The organism is Streptomyces sp. NPDC055955, from assembly GCF_042270245.1.
Lineage (GTDB): Bacteria > Actinomycetota > Actinomycetes > Streptomycetales > Streptomycetaceae > Streptomyces.
This window is the reverse complement of sequence record NZ_JBHJYS010000039.1, coordinates 1-16,867: the sequence shown is the minus strand read 5'-3', so window position 1 is coordinate 16,867 and position 16,867 is coordinate 1. Positions and strand designations below refer to the sequence as shown.

At 67.7% G+C, this 16,867-nt stretch carries 17 protein-coding genes and 1 pseudogene; 4 read left to right on the top strand and 14 right to left on the bottom strand.

Going from position 1 to position 16,867, the window contains the following annotated elements; translation table 11 throughout:
• Window positions 1-277: 277 nt before the first annotated feature.
• The 5 genes from ACFC96_RS43995 to ACFC96_RS43975 form a co-directional block, all read right to left on the bottom strand.
• Window positions 278-1,111 (bottom strand): transposase family protein, encoded by an 834-nt coding sequence (locus tag ACFC96_RS43995; RefSeq protein WP_376618224.1) that lies wholly within the window; start codon window positions 1,109-1,111, stop codon window positions 278-280.
• Window positions 1,112-1,183: 72 nt separating this feature from the next.
• Window positions 1,184-1,639, bottom strand: a complete 456-nt coding sequence (locus tag ACFC96_RS43990) for a hypothetical protein (protein WP_376618222.1) — start codon at window positions 1,637-1,639, stop codon at window positions 1,184-1,186.
• 60 nt (window positions 1,640-1,699) lie between these two features.
• Complete coding sequence (locus ACFC96_RS43985; RefSeq protein WP_376618220.1) at window positions 1,700-2,101, bottom strand: GNAT family N-acetyltransferase; 402 nt, start codon at window positions 2,099-2,101, stop codon at window positions 1,700-1,702.
• 467 nt (window positions 2,102-2,568) lie between these two features.
• A complete protein-coding gene (locus ACFC96_RS43980) occupies window positions 2,569-4,083 on the bottom strand; it encodes an FMN-binding glutamate synthase family protein (RefSeq protein ID WP_376618218.1) in 1,515 nt (504 codons plus the stop codon).
• A gap of 154 nt (window positions 4,084-4,237) precedes the next feature.
• Window positions 4,238-5,923, bottom strand: a complete 1,686-nt coding sequence (locus tag ACFC96_RS43975) for an acetolactate synthase large subunit (RefSeq protein ID WP_376618217.1) — start codon at window positions 5,921-5,923, stop codon at window positions 4,238-4,240.
• 24 nt (window positions 5,924-5,947) lie between these two features.
• Between ACFC96_RS43975 and ACFC96_RS43970 the strand changes: the two genes are divergently transcribed.
• Window positions 5,948-6,190 (top strand): transposase family protein, encoded by a 243-nt coding sequence (locus tag ACFC96_RS43970; RefSeq protein ID WP_376268999.1) that lies wholly within the window; start codon window positions 5,948-5,950, stop codon window positions 6,188-6,190.
• Window positions 6,191-6,949: 759 nt separating this feature from the next.
• On the opposite strand, the gene ACFC96_RS43965 is transcribed toward ACFC96_RS43970, so the two are convergent.
• The 3 genes from ACFC96_RS43965 to ACFC96_RS43955 form a co-directional block, all read right to left on the bottom strand.
• Window positions 6,950-7,234, bottom strand: a complete 285-nt coding sequence (locus ACFC96_RS43965; protein ID WP_376618215.1) for a hypothetical protein — start codon at window positions 7,232-7,234, stop codon at window positions 6,950-6,952.
• A gap of 94 nt (window positions 7,235-7,328) precedes the next feature.
• Window positions 7,329-7,826 carry a hypothetical protein gene (locus ACFC96_RS43960; protein WP_376618213.1) on the bottom strand — a complete coding sequence of 166 codons (498 nt, stop codon included), beginning with the start codon at window positions 7,824-7,826 and terminating at the stop codon, window positions 7,329-7,331.
• 229 nt (window positions 7,827-8,055) lie between these two features.
• Complete coding sequence (locus ACFC96_RS43955) at window positions 8,056-9,099, bottom strand: saccharopine dehydrogenase family protein (RefSeq protein WP_376618212.1); 1,044 nt, start codon at window positions 9,097-9,099, stop codon at window positions 8,056-8,058.
• Window positions 9,100-9,226: 127 nt separating this feature from the next.
• On the opposite strand from ACFC96_RS43955, the gene ACFC96_RS43950 reads away from it, so the two are divergent.
• A complete protein-coding gene (locus ACFC96_RS43950) occupies window positions 9,227-10,162 on the top strand; it encodes a helix-turn-helix domain-containing protein (RefSeq protein WP_376618210.1) in 936 nt (311 codons plus the stop codon).
• A gap of 210 nt (window positions 10,163-10,372) precedes the next feature.
• Here the strand turns inward: ACFC96_RS43950 and ACFC96_RS43945 are convergent, their stop codons facing one another.
• A complete protein-coding gene (locus ACFC96_RS43945) occupies window positions 10,373-11,374 on the bottom strand; it encodes a lamin tail domain-containing protein (RefSeq protein ID WP_376618208.1) in 1,002 nt (333 codons plus the stop codon).
• Window positions 11,375-12,016: 642 nt separating this feature from the next.
• Here ACFC96_RS43945 and ACFC96_RS43940 point away from each other — a divergent pair.
• A complete protein-coding gene (locus ACFC96_RS43940) occupies window positions 12,017-12,322 on the top strand; it encodes a hypothetical protein (protein WP_376618206.1) in 306 nt (101 codons plus the stop codon).
• A 61-nt stretch (window positions 12,323-12,383) separates the two neighbouring features.
• On the opposite strand, the gene ACFC96_RS43935 is transcribed toward ACFC96_RS43940, so the two are convergent.
• On the bottom strand, window positions 12,384-12,776 hold the full coding sequence (locus tag ACFC96_RS43935; protein WP_376618205.1) for a hypothetical protein: 393 nt from the start codon (window positions 12,774-12,776) through the stop codon (window positions 12,384-12,386).
• Window position 12,777: 1 nt separating this feature from the next.
• Window positions 12,778-12,933: a hypothetical protein gene (locus tag ACFC96_RS43930; RefSeq protein WP_376618203.1), complete on the bottom strand. Its 156-nt coding sequence runs from the start codon at window positions 12,931-12,933 to the stop codon at window positions 12,778-12,780.
• Window positions 12,934-12,979: 46 nt separating this feature from the next.
• On the opposite strand from ACFC96_RS43930, the pseudogene ACFC96_RS43925 reads away from it, so the two are divergent.
• Window positions 12,980-13,102: pseudogene (locus ACFC96_RS43925) on the top strand (AAA family ATPase); the annotation flags it as partial.
• A gap of 12 nt (window positions 13,103-13,114) precedes the next feature.
• Here ACFC96_RS43925 and ACFC96_RS43920 read toward each other — a convergent pair.
• From ACFC96_RS43920 to ACFC96_RS43910, 3 genes are all read right to left on the bottom strand, one after another.
• On the bottom strand, window positions 13,115-14,047 hold the full coding sequence (locus ACFC96_RS43920) for a hypothetical protein (protein WP_376618202.1): 933 nt from the start codon (window positions 14,045-14,047) through the stop codon (window positions 13,115-13,117).
• Between the two features lie 457 nt (window positions 14,048-14,504).
• Window positions 14,505-15,035, bottom strand: coding sequence for a hypothetical protein (locus ACFC96_RS43915; protein ID WP_340458624.1), 531 nt, complete (start codon window positions 15,033-15,035; stop codon window positions 14,505-14,507).
• A gap of 252 nt (window positions 15,036-15,287) precedes the next feature.
• A complete protein-coding gene (locus ACFC96_RS43910) occupies window positions 15,288-16,361 on the bottom strand; it encodes a hypothetical protein (RefSeq protein WP_376618289.1) in 1,074 nt (357 codons plus the stop codon).
• Window positions 16,362-16,867: the final 506 nt, after the last annotated feature.

Genomic DNA, 16,867 nt, shown 5'->3' with positions numbered 1-16,867 from the left:
ACTGCGCAGCCGGAGTCCGGGCCGGACAGGCCTGCTGCGCAACGGTGGACGGGGACGCTGCGCAGCGGGGATCCCGCAGTGCGCAGACAGAGTGCACCGCGACTGCGCACCCTGGGTGCGCAGCATCGCGAGTGCGCAGCATCGCGAGTGCGCAGCATCGCGAGTGCGCAGCATCGCGAGTGCGCCAACTTGAAGTCGCAGGTCAAAGGGCTGGTGTGACTGGTCCTCGGGGCGCTCATGCTGGTCGTGGGCGGGAGTCCGCGGCGAAGATCATCCGTCAGCGGTTGACTTCGAGGTTCGTCAAGACGAGCAGGGCTCGCAGGAGCTGGGTGGCGCGGGCGAGGTCGGTGCGGAGCTTGGTGAGGATCCGCCAGTTCTTGAGGTGGGCGAAGCCGTGCTCGGCCGGCGCGCGTCCCACGGCGAGGACGCGGTTGGCTTCCTTCTCGCCTGGGGTGAGCTTGTGGGTGCGGCTGGCAGCGTAGCCGGTGACGATCACGGGGTCGAAGATGTCGTTGTCCAGGCCGCGGAAGCCGAGGTCAGCCAGCGCCCCGAGGCCGGCGGCGCGCAGGTGGGCCAGGATGTGGTCGTGGCGGGCGGCGGTGTTGTCGTGGGTGCGGCCAGGCCGCGCGGCGGATATCCAGATCAGGCGCCCGTTCTCGTCGGTCAGGGCGAGGAAGTGCAGGCCATGAGTTCGGTGCTTGCCGGAGTAGTTCCGTCGGTCGGCGCTGCCTGTACGGCGCTGGGTGCGGATGAGGGTGCCGTCGATCAGGACCACCTCCCCGCCCTGCTTGACGACCTTCTTCAGAACGCGGTCCAAGTGCGGTGCCTGGGCGGCGAGCAGTCCGATCAGCTCGTCGCGCCAGCGGCGGACCGTGGACTCGGACACGTCGTTGCCGCCGGCCATGTCGGGCAAGCGCTGGTCGTGACGCAGGACGGCCAGGACGATCACCGCGATCTTCCCGGGCGGCAGGATCCGCCAGCGTGACCGTATTGCCTTCAGATGACGCCGCAGCAGGTCGGCGAGGTGGTTGACGGTGCGCGTGGACAGTGGCAGACGGCACTGGTAGACAAGCTGGCAGGTGTCCTCGGCGCGCTCTTTGGTATTCGTCACACAATTCCAACGGACCCCGGGGGCAACCCGGTTACGCGCGTGCTGAGCCGCTCCGAGTGGCGATGCTGCTCGTCACAGGCGGGTGGTGAACCGGCCGTCGGGCAGTTTGCGGAGCCAGCCGCGGTCGACGAGTCTGACCGGCTTGCCGCGCAGCGGTTCCAGCTTGGACTTCACGCTGACGTCCACCCCCACTGCCTCGCCGACCTCGCGGGCCATGACCGGTCCGGCGGCCTGCCGCACGGCGGTGATGATGCGCTGGTAGTCCGGCGGGAGCGAATCCTCCTCCACGCCCGGTTCGCGGTGCGGGATCAGCATCACCGCCCGGCCACCCACCTGCCCAGGCACCTGCCGGGCTGAAGCACGTTCCTCGGCGAGCTGCCCAGTCGTCCGTTCAAGGACCCGTTCGGCGACCGCGAGTTCGTCCCGTTCGGCCCGCACTTCCGACAGCTGTTTGTCCAGTTGTTCTTCGAGTTCGTCCAGTTCCGCGCGCCGCGCGGTGATCCGTTCCAGCAGCTCGGGATCCAGCATGGACCGGATGGTAGAAGGCCACCCGGTCGTGGTGAGCGGGAACCGACAGATCGGCCCCCGCTAAAGCACGCGCTGGTAGCGGAGCTCAGTGAGCGTGATCCCGTCGTAGACATCGTCCTGAGCCCCACCGTCAGCCTGGTAGTCGGCCCGCTCGTAGAAGCGCCGGGCTCGTTGGTTGTCACACAACACCCACAAAGCTGACGTCTCGAAGCCCTGGTCCTTCATCTGAGCATGAGCCTCACCCAGGAGAGTCCGGCCGATGCCCTGGCCGATCAGATCCGGCGAGATATACAGGGCGTAGACCTCACCGACCCGTTCCAGACCGGGCATCTCACCTCGATACGGACCGAAGCAGATCCACCCCACCAGGCCACGGTCACCGAGCGCCACAAGGTCTCGAGACTTTCGTCCGGGTTGAGAAAACCACTGCCGCCGTTGACCGGCATCACCTTCCGCCGTCATGGCATCCAACTACGTCTGGGGAACAATGCCGGCGTACGCCGCCTGCCATCCTCGGACTCGGATCATCGAAACGGCCCCGATGTCGGCCTCATCCATCTCCTGCACGTGCACCATCGCGCCACCGTAGTAGCACAGGTACCGCAGAACGAACTGCTTTACCCCGCTGTCGGCGCCTCCTCTCACGAGAACGCTGCCTGACGAACGATCTCCTCTGAGGACACCTGCCTACGACCACCGTGAGCATGCTGAGAACCGGTCACACCAGCCCTTCGATCTGCGACTTCAAGGTGGCGGAGGCTCACTGACCGCACCACCGCACCGGGTCGGTGCGCACCGGTGCGGTGGTGCGCGCACCGAGTCCATCCGGTGCGCACCGCGATGCGCACCACCGTCCACTCGGTGCGCTCCACTCGGTGGGCGTGCTGCGCAGGGCATGACGGTTGAAGACAGGTGGCCGAGTAGCTGGCTCAGGTGATGAGCAGTTCGGCGATCTCATGGGCGAGCTCCGGCCCGAGCGAGCCCCAGCCATCCTTGTAGCCGTACACACTCCCCAAGGTGCGGGCGTCGTAGTCGCCGTTCAGGATGTCTATGTCGGTGGGGGTGATGAGCGACGGGTGGGGGACACCGACGGCGCCCGAGACCTTCAGCAACTCCCTGCGCAGGGTGCGCAGGTACATCGCGGCCCGGATGCCCTTCGAGGGCGCGTCGATGCCGCGCGCCAGCCACGGGTTCTGGGTGGCGATGCCGGTGGGGCACTTGTCGGTGTGGCACTTCTGGGCCTGGATGCAGCCGATGGACAGCATCGCCTCACGGCCCACGTTGATCATGTCGACGCCGAGGGCGAACGCGACGACGGCGTTCTCGGGCAGGCCGAGCTTGCCGGAGCCGATGAAGGTGATGTCGTCGGTCAGGCCCCGCTCGGCGAACACGCCGTAGACGCGGGAGAAGCCCACGCGGAACGGCAGGGACACCGAGTCGGCGAAGATCAGGGGAGCCGCCCCAGTGCCGCCCTCGCCACCGTCGACGGTCACGAAGTCGACCCCTCGCTCACCCCGCTCCATCAGCGTGGCGAGTTCCTCCCAGAAGTCCATCTCCCCGATGGCGCTCTTGATCCCGACCGGCAATCCGGTCTCCGTGGCCAACAGTTCCACGAAGTCGAGCATCGAGTCCACGTCGTGGAACGCGGTGTGCCGCGACGGCGAAGCGCAGTCCTGGCCCGCAGGAATGCCGCGGATCGCGGCAATCTCGTCGGTCACCTTCGCGCCCGGCAGCATGCCGCCGAGCCCCGGCTTCGCGCCCTGCGAGAGCTTGATCTCGATCGCCTTGACGGGCGCGCCCGCGACCAGTGACTTGAGCTTGTCGAGGTTGAACGTCCCGTCCTCGTTGCGGCAGCCGAAGTACGACGTACCGATCTGGAGGACAAGGTCCCCGCCGTTGAGGTGGTAGGGCGACAGGCCGCCCTCGCCGGTGTTCTGCATCGTCCCGGCCAGCGCCGCGCCCTTGTTGAGCGCCGTGACGGCCGCGCCGGACAGCGAGCCGAAGCTCATCGCCGAGATGTTGATGACGCTCGCCGGGCGGAACGCCTTCGCGCGGCCGCGCGGTCCGCCGAGCACCTTGGCCGAGGGCAACGCCGCTTGTGGGTCGCTCAGATCGGGCAGCGCACCGGCGAACGTACGCTGCTTCACGTATGCATGACCCTGCACGTGCTCGATGTCGTTGTCGGTGCCGAACCCGAAGTAGTTGTTCTCCCCCTTCGCCGACGCGTAGATCCAGCTGCGCTGGTCACGGCTGAAGGGACGCTCCTCGTCGTTGGACGTCACGATGTACTGCCGTAGCTCGGGGCCGATCGTCTCCAGCACATACCTGGCGTGTCCCACCAGGGGGAAGTTCCTCAGCAGCGCGTGCTTCTTCTGCACGAGGTCACGGGCGGCCACCAGCGCCAACCCCGTGGCGGCTGCCGCACCTATGCTCCGAGCACGCATCACAATCGTTCCTCTCCTCGACTGACCGAACCTCACGGTGACCATCTACCCCGCGCCGCGGAAATGCCACGCGATGCCGGAGACCCGAGGGCACCGCCCCTGCGGGAGGGCCGCCGCGCGGCCCGTACGGGGGTCGGGCCGCGCCGCGGGCGGGTCAGAGCGCCGAGTCGAGGTGCCCGAGGTGCTTGATGAGGTTCATGTTCTCGGCGTAGTCCACCGGGCAGTTGATGATCGACACGCCCGGGTCCGCCAGTGCCTCACGGAGCGTCGGCAGCAGGTCCCCAGCGGACTCGATGTGGTAGCCCTTCGCGCCGAAGCTGCGGGCGTACTGGACGATGTCCGGGTTACCGAAGTCGGTGTTGGAGTTTTCCCCGACCTCCAGGTCCATCTTCCACTTGATGAGCCCGTAGCCGTTGTCCTCCCAGATCAGCACGGTCAGCGGAATGTTCTCGCGGACCGCCGTCTCGATCTCCTGGGAGTGCATGAGGAACGAGCCGTCGCCGACCGCCGCCAGCACCTTCGTGTGCGGCCTGGCGAGCTGAACCGCGAGCGCGCCGGGCAGCGAGAAGCCCATGGTCGACAAGCCGTTGGAGATGAGGCAGGTGTTCGGCGCGTACGTCGGGTAGAGCCGGGCCATCCACATCTTCAGCGCGCCGGTGTCGACCAGCACGATGTCGTCGCGACCGAGCGCGGCGCGGGTGTCGGCGACGACGCGCTGCGGGGCGAGCGGGTAGCGCTCGTCCGCGGCGCCCTGCTCGAGTTCCTTGGCCAGCAGGGCGCGGGTAGCCAAGGTGTCCTCGTCGTCGATGGTCCAGCGCAGGCCGTCGAGTTCGGTGGCGAGGGCGTCGAGGGAGGCCGAGATGTCGCCGATGATGCCGACGTCGACCGAGTAGCTGTCATCCACCTCCGCCGGGACGCGGTGGATGTGGACGATCTTCTTGTTACCGTCCGGGTTTATCCGGGACGGGTCGAACTCCTGCAGCTCGTAGCCGACGGCGATGACGACGTCGGCCTCCTCGAACCCGAAGTTGGTGTAGTCGCGCCGCATGAAGCCGAACGTGCCGGTCGCGCACGGGTGGTCGTCGGGCAGGACGCCCTTGCCGTGGAAGGTGGTCGCGGTCGACACGTCGAGTGCGGTGGCGAACGCCGTCAGCGACTCCGCGGCGCCGCCGCGCGCCGCGCCGTGTCCGGCGAGGATCACCGGCCGGCGGGCCTCCCGCAGCAGCTCCACCGCTCGCTTGATCTGCTTCGGGGACGGTGCCTCGGGCTGCACGACGTTCCTGCGCAGCGGGCGCAGGTCCGAGCCTTCCGTCGCCGCGTCGACGTCCTCGGGCACGGCGAGATAGACGGCGCCGGGCCGCTCGGACTCCGCGGTCTTGAACGCGCGCCGCACCATCTCGGGGATGGCCTGGGTGGCCGGGACCTCCGCCGACCACTTCGTGACCGGGGCGAACATGCTCACCAGGTCCACGAACTGGTGGGACTCCTTGTAGTTGCGCTCCTTGCCGACCTGCGCGGTGATCGCGACGACAGGCGTGCTGTTCGTCATAGCGTCGGCGACGCCCAGCATCAGGTTGATCGCGCCGGGCCCCAGCGTCGCGGACATCACACCCGCCGAGCCGGTGAGCCGGCCGTGCATCTCCGCCATGAAAGACGCGGCCTGCTCGTGCCGGGTGAGCACGTAGCGGATCTTCTCCGAGCGGGCGAGGGCGTTGGTGAAACGGATGTTCTCCTCGCCGGGTACGCCGAACACCACCTCGACGCCCTCGTTCTCCAGACAGCGAACCAGGAGTTCGGCCGCTCCGTCGGGGGTCTGCTTCCGGTGCTCGGCGTCGCTCACGCTGATCGTGTCCCCTCCTGAGTTTTGGCCGCGCCGATGGGCGGGCCGGTCAGCCGTCTACCCCGGCCGGCCGGCCGCACTCACAAGCTCACCCCGGACCAGAAGCAAGCCAACCGCGCCCTTGCGATCGGACCGGCACCGGTCAAGCACGGCTTCGCCCATCTCAAGAACTGGCGGATCCTCATCAAGCTCCGCACCGACCCCGCCCGCGCCACCCGCCTCCTGCGCGCTCTGCTCGTCCTGACGAACATCGAAATCAACCGCTGACAGATGATCTTCTTCGCGGACTCCCGTCCATGACCAGCGTGAGCATGTGGAGAATCGGTCACACCAGCCCTTTGAACTGCGACTTCAAGTCGGCGGAGGCTCATCGCGAGTGCGCAGCATCGCGGTCACCGCGCACTCCCCCGCACCAGTACGCGTCTGGTTTCCCCACGCGTACCGGCTGCCTCGGCCCATTCCGCTGTCCGCGTCACCCCACTTCGAGGACGGCGCAGCGACGGGCCGCGCCCGCCGCGATCCGGTGACCGGTACGCGTGCTACACGGGGCGGAAAAAAGCGCGCACCGAAACGCGTACCGGGTCTGCAGAACCCTCAGGTCACAGACCTGCCGGACGAAGCAATAGCCCCCAGGCCGCAACCGGTTCACTCAGCTGCTGGTACGCGTTGTGCCGCCCTGCTTCAGATGCCCGGTACGCGTTTGGGCGGGCGCCGCACCATGCGTCCACCCACTCACCGACGACCGGTACGGGTGCGCAGTACCCGGTGCGCAACACGCCCTCGTTGGCGCTGCGCAGTCGGAGTCCGGAGCGGGCGGGCCTGCTGCGCAACTCCCGAAGCCCCCGTTGCGCAGCGAGCCCGAACTGCGCAGTGCGCAGTGCGCAACGACTACGGGTTCCTGCGGGACGCTGCGCAACCGCAGGCCGCCCCGGGCACCGCTCGCACTGCGCACCAGGCCGCGCGGGAAGGCTGAACCACTCTGCGCAGCTCCTCACCGATCACAAACCCGTTGCGGCACAGCGCCGTTCAGCCGCAACGAATCCTCTCCAGCACCAGCGGATACCCCGAGCCCGGGGTCGTGACCCGGACAGCAGCGCCCGACCCGAACTGGGAGCCCTCACCGGGCACGTCCACGCGTTCGGGAAGATGCTCACCCAGCTCCAGGACGACCAACTCCCGCAGTGGATCAAGGCGGTTCGCGTCGACGACCTGCCCAGCCTCCACGCCTTCGCCAACGGCCTCAAACGAGACCTCGCCGCCGTCACCGCCGGCCTCACACTGCCGTGGAGCTCCGGTGCCGTAGAAAGCCACATCAACTGGATCAAAAGATTAAGCGTCAGATGTACGGCCGGGCCGGCTTCGGCCTTCTGCGGAAACGAGTCCTGCTGGCATCCTGACGGGACAGTCACGAACTCTGATGGATTCGCTCCGCGGCCTGAGCAGGGGTGTCGTAGTAGCCAGGCCGTGCCAGCAGGACCGAACTGAAGTAGTAGCCCTGCTCTTCCTCTGGCTCGTCGTCGGCCGCGAACTGGCGCCAGAAGCTCAGGAGCAGGTCAGAGGCGACGAAAGACGCCGGATCGTCGGGGTCTGCCTCAATCGAGGTGTACTCGCCCATGCGTTGCACCAGCTCGCGGGCCGGGATCGCGAACACGTCCAACCCTCGGAAGATGACTCGGTCTGTCTGAGTCGACGGCCTCCCAAGCTCAATGGCTTCGAGTATGTCTCGCATGCAGTGGATGCTGATCATCAGGCCACTGGGACGGAAGATGTGCTGACCTGGCCGGTCGGACTCCGAGACCGCGGAGAGATCGCGGAACGAGTCCAACGCCGCGTTGGCCGATTGCCGAGTCATACCGATCCGCAACGGGCCAACGCCGTTTGGTGGGGCGAGGTCGAAGTCCATGCGGGCATGATCCCAAACTGGTCTGTCAACGTGTCACGAAGGGCCATCCAGTCCTGAGACATTACAGAGCGCGGCTGCTTCACAGGAGTTGGACCAGAACCCGAGTTCGTGCAGCGTTTGTTCAGGACTTCGGGCAGCACCCGCCCAGGTGAGGGAATCGAACGTGGACGCCCACGTCTCCACGGCTCGCTGAGGGGCGCGCGGCCGACGGCTGGGCGGATGACTCGGGTCAGGCGTTCTGCTCCTGCGGATGCAACTCGAACGTGATGTGCGGGCCGAGCGCGTGCAGGAAGTCGGGGGCGTCGAAGATCTCGCCGGCACAGACGACGCCGACGGTCTTGGTGCGGCCGGTCAGGACGCGCTCGAGGGCCTCGGTGACCAGGGGCGCGGTGACGGCGTAGATGTCCTGGCCTGAAGCCGTGGCCCGGCGCTCGGTCCCGCCACAGCGGACGACGACGTCGACGAGGAAGGTCTGGTCCGAGCGCCCGCTCTCGTCGGCGGCGGCCGGGGCCGGCGTGTGAGGGGCAGCGACGTCCCGGGCCGCCTCGGTGCTCATGTAGGTGGTCACATCGGGGATGGAGAGGTGCTGGGGGACGGTGACGCAGTCCGCCATGGTGAACTCCCCGATCACCGGCCGGGGTCCCATCGGTTGCGGGAAGGTCCACTCCAAGGTGGGTGCGGCGTCGGTGCGGCGTTCCCACTGTCCGCCGCTGTAGCGCAGGCGGTGGTCGCCGCGTCGCTCGCGGGAGACCGCGCCGGACAGCCGGGTGCCGGCCGTGGGGTGCCAGTTGCTGAGCGCGTAGGCGATGTGTGCCTCGTCGGCTTCGGTCCACTCGCCCATCGCCGCGGTGGCCAGCAGGTCGCCGAGGCCGCCGAAGAAGGCCATGGCCGGGACGATCACCGCTCCCGCGTCCCGGGCCCGCTCGCGGTAATGGGCGAATGTGTCGAGGTTGGCCTCGAGCTCGGCGGCCACGTCCAGATAGGGGATCTTCGCGCGGAGCGCGGCCTCGATGACGGGGCCGGTGGTTGACGCGAAGGGGCCGGCGCAGTTGATGACCGCCACCGTGCCCGCCAGGGCCCGATCCAGCGAAGCCGGGTCGTCGACCGACGCCACTTTGGCCTCCAGCCCGTGTTCGTGGGCCATCTCCTCCAAGATCTGTGCGTTGCGCCCGCACAGCACCGGAACGAACCCGCGCGCGGCCAGCTCTGCGACCACGAACCGCCCGGTGTGACCGTAGGCGCCGAACACCGTCACCAGCTGACCTGACCCCATGAGACTCTCCCCTGTACGCGAACGCCCGCTGCGAGGTTGATCCGCCGCGGCCTGGCATCCGTATCCTGTCCCTCGGGCAGCACCCCGCACGAGCGTCGGAAACGACACGCCGCGTACAGTTTCGGACATGCCTGCTGTTGCACTGGCCGCCACCGACGGCATGCTCCACTACGAACTGTCCGTGGCCGTCGAGGTCTTCGGATCCGACCTGACCCACATCGTGGATCCCTGGTACGACTTCTCCCTGTGCGGGAGCGGGCCGGTGCACCTCGGCCACTTCCGCCTGGACCCCGACCACGGACTCGACCACCTCGCGCACGCAGACACAGTGATCGTCCCCGGCTGGGCCGACACCGACCGCGACCCGCCCGCCGAGCTGGTCGAGGCGGTGCGTGCCGCCCACGCGGCCGGTGCCCGCGTGGCCTCACTGTGCACGGGCGCCTTCATCCTGGGCGCGGCAGGACTGCTCGACGCCAGGCGCGCCACCACACACTGGGCCCACACGCGGGAACTGGCCCGGCGCCACCCGGCGGCCACCATCGATCCGGACGTCCTCTACGTCGACAACGGCGACGTCCTCACCTCCGCAGGCAAAGCCGCCGCCATGGACCTGTGCCTGCACCTGGTCCGCCTCGACCACGGCTCGGCCAACGCCAACAAGATCGCCCGACGCCTGGTCGTCCCACCCCACCGAGACGGCGGCCAGGCCCAGTTCATCACCACCCCCCTGCCCGCCGAGGGCAACCACCCCCTGAGCGAACTCTTCCCCTGGGCGCTTCAGCGACTGGACCAGCCACTGACCGTGGAAGACCTGGCCCGCCAGGCCCGCATGAGCTCACGCCACCTCGGCCGCCACTTCAAACACCTCACCGGCACCACCCCACTGCAATGGCTCCACACCCAGCGCATCCGCCACGCCCAGGAACTACTGGAAACCACCAACGCCACCGTGGACACCATCGCCGCAGCCACCGGCATGGGCACCGCCACCACCCTGCGCCGCCACTTCCACCGCAGCGTCGGCGTCCCACCCGACACCTACCGCCGCACCTTCCGCCCCTGAAGGAGTACCAAAGCCCTGGCCGCCCATCGAACAGCGCCGAGGCGGGTGCCGTCCGAGCAGAACGCGGGACCACCCAAAAAACGCCGTTCCCGCCCATTCAGACCCCGGACCACGCACAGCGCAGCGGCGCACAACGGCCGCAAAGGCCGCTGCGCGCCGCCACGCCGTACTCGGCCGGCGCCTGCTTCCACGGTCAGCCCTGACACAGAGTCAGTGACGGCCACCCTGCCCAGACTGACCCTGGCCGCCACCCTGACCCTGACCGCTCTGGCCCTGATGACCGCCCTGACCGTTCTGACCCTGACCGCTCTGACCGGCCTGGCCCTGACCGTTCTGACCCTGGCTGCCACCCTGGCCGTTCTGACCCTGGCCGTTATGGCCGTTCTGACCCTGGCCGTTCTGACCTTGGCTGCCACCCTGGCCGCTCTGACCCTGGCCGTTCTGCCCCTGACCGTTCTGACCCTGGCTGCCACCCTGGCCGTTCTGACCCTGGCCGTTATGGCCCTGGCCGTTCTGACTCTGATGACCGCCCTGGCCGTTCTGACCGCCCTGGCCTTGGTGGCCGCGCGGCCCGTTGTGACCCTGGTGGCCGCCCGGAGTGTTCTGACCCGGGTGCACTCCCCCGGCGCCGCCGTGGTGCCCTGCGTCACGGTGGTGACGGCCACCGAGGTCACCCCAGCGCCAGCCGTCACGGTTACGGTGGTGGCCGCCGAAGTTGCCCCAGAGCCAGCCGTCACGGTCACGGTAGTGACGGCCGCCCCAGGAGACCTCGTCGATGAACCGGCCGGCGTCGCTGCGCAGGGTGGCGGTGTCGGAGCGGTTGTCCCACACGTAGGTGCGGCGGTCCTGGTAGACGTCGCGGTAGGTGTCGCGGCCGACACCGGTGTGCACACGCACGGTCGCACGTCCGCCCAGGCGGAAGTGATCGAAGATGTAGGTGTGGCCGTCCTCGTCCGACAGCCTCCAGCCATCCAGATTCACACTGCGACGAGAGGTGTTGGTGACATCGATCCACTCCCGGTTCAGGGAGTAGTTCGAGCGGTCATCGAAGCCCGGCGAGTCGTACTGCACACCACTGATCACCACACCCGACCGGTATACGGCCCCCCGGTGAGGACTGGACTGGGCGGAGGCCGGAAGCGCGGCCGCGCCAAGAGCGACACCGGACGCGACAGACACGGCGGCGATGCGACGGATCGAACGAGAAGACATCAAGAGTGCTCCCCTTGGAGTACGAGCCCGCCCCCAAACCAGCATGGAGGGCCGGGAGCGGGCAGTGTGCGGATCCCGGCCGATGCCGAGAACCCAGAGACTGACCACCCGACCGACCCGATCCGACTTGCGCCGGTTCGTGTCACAGTATCCGGATATTTCTGTGACAGTCGCCTGCAACAGGCAACCAACTCCGCAGGCCGCAAGAACAGTTCACGGGCGAGGGCATCCACCCCCTGATCCCCGCGAGGGAAGCGGTTTCCAACCCCCACCCGCCCCACCGCACCACCCACCCACCTCACACCAAATACCCTTTCGGTATGTAACAGGCACATATGAACAACTAGCGAGCAATCCTTCGATGGCATGTCAAGCGTTCGTATGCCTGGCCGCGGCAGGAGCCTCCCGCCAGGCAGCACCCACGGCCCTGTCCGCAGCGCGCAACGGATTGGCGCGGTCCCACCACGCACTTCACAGGCACCGTCCAGCCCACAGCCCCTGCCTCACCTTCAGTGACGGGACGGCAAGAAGAACGAAGAACGGTGTAACTCCCGATCACCGACGACGCACTGATGACCAGTAACAACACGTCTGGGAACGAAAGTTCTGGGCTGGCGGCCCCACAGCCGGCCAAAACAGTCGATGACCAGCCGATCAAGGAGTCAGCGGGCCGGACTCAGGCCGAAAGCCTGCCAGCTCACCAGTGAAAAAGGTCTGCCGCAACAACTCACGAAACAACCCCTGGAACCAGCTCCAAAGGGCGAGATAACCGAGCTGGACAAGGCAGCCGACAAGAAGCAGACGAACAAGACGACCGCCCCCTACAGCCGTGTCCACCCTCTCTGCAACAACGAGCTCGGCACCACGAAACCCGACCACCACGGCGCCGAACTGCTCCTCCCGGCGCTGACCGAACGCAAGGACAACAACAGCATCGCCATCGCCTGACACGAGTCGTTCGGTAAAGCGCACATGTTCCGTCGAACACGTGCCAGGCGGCGCCGAAACATCACGGGTTCGCAGGGCGTCCGATCCCGTCTGCGGCCTGGAAGTCGTGGTATTCGTCGCAGACGATGCCCTGGTTGACCCAGTGAGCGGGGTCCGCGCCGAGCTCACGCTCGGCCAGGCGGAGGGCTTCCTCCGGGCTCGCCACGGTGCCGATCTCCTTTCCCCGGCCATCGTCTTCCGGGTCGAGAGGTGGGAACTCGGTGACGTCGCGGCAGGTGCCGCTGCCGACGTCTTCGACTTCGCTCAGATAGACGGTGATACTCGCGCGGCCCGGACTGACGGCGACCCAGCGAAGGCCCCGCCGACCGTCGCGTTCAATTCCACCGAGGAACTGCTCGACCTGTTTCCCGCGGTGCAGTGCCCCGAGGGCGAATGCCGGGGTGAGGTGCCGCATCTCATCGTCTCCGTTCTTGCTGGTCGGGCAGGCGTCCTGGGTCACTGTGATCAGCACGGTAGATGCGGGTGGCCTGCCGCTCCATGCCGAATGCGACGGCGACGAGATTGGGGTCCATGGTGTTCACCAGATCGACGAGACGGGTGCTGCGGATCATCCGGGGCGGGTATCCGCAGTCGTCAAGGACGTGGGAAACATAGGCCCGCCTCTGCGCGGCCATCGTCGACCGCCTGACCTTCAACGGCACCACCATCGAGACCGGCACCGACTCCTACCGCCTGGCCGGCACCCGGGCGCGGACCGGAGCCGCGGCCGAGGCCGGCTGAGCGCTGCATGGTTCAGCTCGACGGTTCTCCACCCCAAGGATCGTCAAGCACTGTTTCGGGGATGGTTGTCGTGAGCATTTCGTCGATGCAGCTGCGCAGCCCGGCGCCATGGTGGTCGACCCAGGTGAGCCATGGCACCGGCTGGAGCAGGTCGTCGTATGGACGGGCGCCGGGGTCGGTGAGGAGGGAGCGGAGCTCGTCGGGGGCGGGGCCGCTGGCCAGACACAGCCAGGCCAGGCCGGCGCCGATGCGGACCTCGGGCGGTCGTCCGGGATCCGACCACAAATCCTGGGCCCATTGGGGAGCGTGTCCATCGTGGTGTTCGCGGGCGAGTTGGGCGATCGCCAGGATCAGGCTCACCCGAGCTGCCGCATCATCTTCCTTCGCCAGCCTGGATTGCACAGCAAAGGAGACGCGTGACACCTCGCCGATCGCCGCCGCCAGGACGTAGGCGGTCACGGAGCGGACCTCGGGGTCGGGGTCGGGGTCGGACAGAAGCGGGAGCAGCAGGTGCAGGTCGTTGGTGACGGCTTGGCGGGCGGCCTGGATCGTCCAGTCCACCGGGCACATCGTGCTGCCCTCGATCATCAACTCCTCCTCGGCGACCTGGAGCAGGCCTTCACGTGATCCGTCCCCCATGTGCTGACACCGGCCTATCTCAGCGATCAAGCGAAGGGTCTGGGCACGGAGCCCGGGGCGCCCGGCCACCGCGATCCGGAGCAAAAAGGGCACCGCCAGTGCTCCCACCGCGATCGTGCCGCCCTGATGATGAAGATCCGTCCAAAGCTGCTGCAAGGCCCCATCCGCAGCTTCGGTGTCCCCGGACGCGAGCGTGACGAGCAGACCGGGGATGTCCTCACCCGGGCCGTAGAAGTGCCGGAACCGCTCCCAAGGGACCTCGTCATACCTGAACCCGTCCTTGACCTCCCGCGAGATCGCGCCCACGGCCGTCCGCACGTCGCAGTCGGTGCCGGTCCATCGTTGCGGCCAGCCAGCCCAAAAGTCATCATCCACAGCGTGGCCTTCCAGTCCACCAACAGCACCCGAACCCCGGGAGTCTAACGACCGGTGGCCAAGGGACGGCCCTTGTGCCGCACTCCGGTGGCACCGCACCACGGCGACGTCATTTCTCGTGAGCATCTGCAGCACTCAAGATCGCCAACTGCTGCCCAAACCGCTGATCAAACGCTGCTACTTCACGTGAACGAAGCCAGATCACCAACCCGGGTCCGTGGGCAGCGTCGGCACGGCCTGGGCAAGAGCGACAGCGAGGGTGGGCGAGGAGATCCCACACAAAGACCGACGGATTCGCCGACCCCTGAAGGTCATTGAGTGCGAACCCGCAGGTGCGACCCGCGTGCCAGGGGAAGCATGCGACAGGTTCGGAGCATCACAACGCGATTCAACGCGACCGGTGCAGTTGTGCCAAGAGTCGTTCTTGTTCGAGCTTCAGCGACTCGAACGAGCTCCGCAGGTAGGCGTCCAACCCAATGCGCGGGAAGTTTCCTGCGATCGACACGTGATCCTCGAAGTCGACAGAGTCGAACCCGTCTTCCTGCCATCGAGCGACGAGCGGCTCGTAGCAGGCCACGTGCGCGCACAACTCCTTCAAAGGCTCCGGGATGGTGGTTTCCCTCAGGAGGTCAGCATGGGAGATGACGGTCTCGACCATGCGCCGGTTGAGCGGCATGAAGACCGTGGACATCCATAGGCGCCAGGCGGCTGCTTGCTCCGACGTGACAGGGAACGGCCGGGCCCAGACGTTCCCGCTGACGGCAACGAACTTGTGCCAGGCTCGATCCACTGCCTCCGCCTGTGCATAGAGCGGACCGTAGAGCTCGCTGAGTTGACGATTGACTCTGTCCAGATGCTCGTTGCGGCGCTCCAGACGAAGATTCGTCAGGTAAGTGGCTGCATAGCCAGTAGCTGCCACGAACACCTGTGACTGAGCGCTTCAGTTGGCCCCTGCGTGCTGTGGTTGGCCCCTGAGTGCTGTGGTTGGCCCGGCTGAGCGTTTCGGTTGGCCCGCAGGGTAGCGGTGAAGGCTGTGACCTGCGATGTGTTCTTGTGAACTGGTACGGGATGGCGCGCGGTGGCGCCGACAAAGGTCAGCGAGAACCGTCAACCTTTACTGAGAACGGATGTCGACCATCATCGGGCCAACGTAACAACGCCCCCCGACAAGTCAGCCGCGCTGCCCCTGCCGCCGCCACGTGCGCCCGCCGTCGTCCGAGGCGTACAGCCCCTCGCCCTTCACCAGGTCGTACGTCGCCGTCGTCGCGTCCGCGATGCCGTACAGCGTCTTGCCCTGGACGGTGAACGAGGTAAACGGCACCGGGGTCTTGAGCTGGTGAAAGGCCCGGTTCGAGCGGTCGTCGGCGAGCCAGTAGCGGCCCTCCCTCTCGCCGACGAGCAGCCGCCCGTCCGGCAGCGCCCGCAGTACCAGGAACACCAAATCGCGCTTGAGGTCCTGCCAGGGGATGCCGCCCCCGGTGAGGTTGCGCCAGTGCGCGCCGTCGTCCGCGGTCACCATCAGGCCTCGGACCGTGCCGCCGCGGAGCAAGGCCAACGCCGTCGTGCCGCCCGCCGCGGTGACGGCGCCGCCGCTGGTGTACGGCTTGGGCATCGGCATGGAGGTGAGGGTGCGGCCGTCGCGTTGCTGCACGACGCGGTTGGGCATCCGCGACTGGTCCACGAACCAGACCGAGCCGCGCTCGTCCAGCGCGAAGTCTACGTATTCCGGTGCGCCGGCCGGGGCCGCCACGGTGCGGTTGGCGGGGCGGTAGAAGCGAGCCGGCATCCCCTCGTGGAGGACGATGTCGCCGGGGCGGGTGCCCAGCGCGCGGTCCGACGCGGTGACCTTGTGCCGCTTGCCGCGTACGTCGAGCGCGTACGCGCTCTCCGCGCCCCGGCTGCTGCGGTGCCAGCGGACGAAGCCGTCGCGCACGCCGATGTACTGGTCCGGCTGATCCTCCACGTTCGCGTGCCACGCCTGCTGCGCGACCGTGCGGCCGGCCGGCGAGACGATCCGCCAGGCGGCGGCCGCCGGGCCCTCGTCGTCCTCCATGTTGGGCGCGTTGTACGACAGCAGCAGGGAGCCGTCGCCCGCCCGCGCCACCCCGGCCGGTGCGCCGGCCGCCTCGATGACGGCGTCAGGACTCGGGTGCGGGTCCTTGACGACACGCTTGTACGCCGCCTCGCGGTCGCCGCTGCCGACCCCGGAGTCGCTCTGCGCACACGCGGTCAACGCCAGGGACATGACACTCACGACCGCCGCGCCGACTGTGAACACGCGCCTTCTCAGCCTCACCATCGCGCCATCCTCGCAGCTCAGCGTCGCGGAAGGGCACCTTCCGGACTCTTGGTCATCTCGATCCGGTGACCGGCCGCCTGATCGGCAGGTCGCGCCGCGAAGCTTCGGGCATGTCCTCGCCACCGGATTCCGCGCCGACTCGGCAGCCGTCCCACCTGCAGCACCACCGCGACAACTTCGATGAGAACGAGACACCTTCAATGAGAAGACCCCCGCCCCGGACACCTTCACTGAGAACGCGACACCTTCAGTGAGAACGAACACCTGCCGCTGGGACGGGCCAACCACCACGCACAGCCGGGCAAACCACGGCGCTACTGACTTCGCCTCGTCAGGGTGAACTTCGGCGAAGTCCCTGAAGAACCTTGAGCGGTGCCGGTATCCCGTGGTGTGTGAGGTATGCGGATGGGGGCGGCCTGACCGCTGCAGGACGTCAGCGCCGGGAGTCGCTG

Excerpts from the sequence above, each read along its gene's own strand:
- ACFC96_RS43990 (WP_376618222.1), bottom strand. The coding sequence starts at position 1,639 with ATGCTGGATCCCGAGCTGCTGGAACGGATCACCGCGCGGCGCGCGGAA.
- ACFC96_RS43985 (WP_376618220.1), bottom strand. The coding sequence starts at position 2,101 with ATGACGGCGGAAGGTGATGCCGGTCAACGGCGGCAGTGGTTTTCTCAA.
- ACFC96_RS43980 (WP_376618218.1), bottom strand. The coding sequence starts at position 4,083 with ATGCGTGCTCGGAGCATAGGTGCGGCAGCCGCCACGGGGTTGGCGCTG.
- ACFC96_RS43960 (WP_376618213.1), bottom strand. The coding sequence starts at position 7,826 with ATGGACTTCGACCTCGCCCCACCAAACGGCGTTGGCCCGTTGCGGATC.
- ACFC96_RS43955 (WP_376618212.1), bottom strand. The coding sequence starts at position 9,099 with ATGGGGTCAGGTCAGCTGGTGACGGTGTTCGGCGCCTACGGTCACACC.
- ACFC96_RS43950 (WP_376618210.1), top strand. The coding sequence starts at position 9,227 with ATGCCTGCTGTTGCACTGGCCGCCACCGACGGCATGCTCCACTACGAA.
- ACFC96_RS43945 (WP_376618208.1), bottom strand. The coding sequence starts at position 11,374 with ATGTCTTCTCGTTCGATCCGTCGCATCGCCGCCGTGTCTGTCGCGTCC.
- ACFC96_RS43940 (WP_376618206.1), top strand. The coding sequence starts at position 12,017 with ATGACCAGCCGATCAAGGAGTCAGCGGGCCGGACTCAGGCCGAAAGCC.
- ACFC96_RS43935 (WP_376618205.1), bottom strand. The coding sequence starts at position 12,776 with ATGCGGCACCTCACCCCGGCATTCGCCCTCGGGGCACTGCACCGCGGG.
- ACFC96_RS43930 (WP_376618203.1), bottom strand. The coding sequence starts at position 12,933 with ATGATCCGCAGCACCCGTCTCGTCGATCTGGTGAACACCATGGACCCC.
- ACFC96_RS43910 (WP_376618289.1), bottom strand. The coding sequence starts at position 16,361 with ATGTCCCTGGCGTTGACCGCGTGTGCGCAGAGCGACTCCGGGGTCGGC.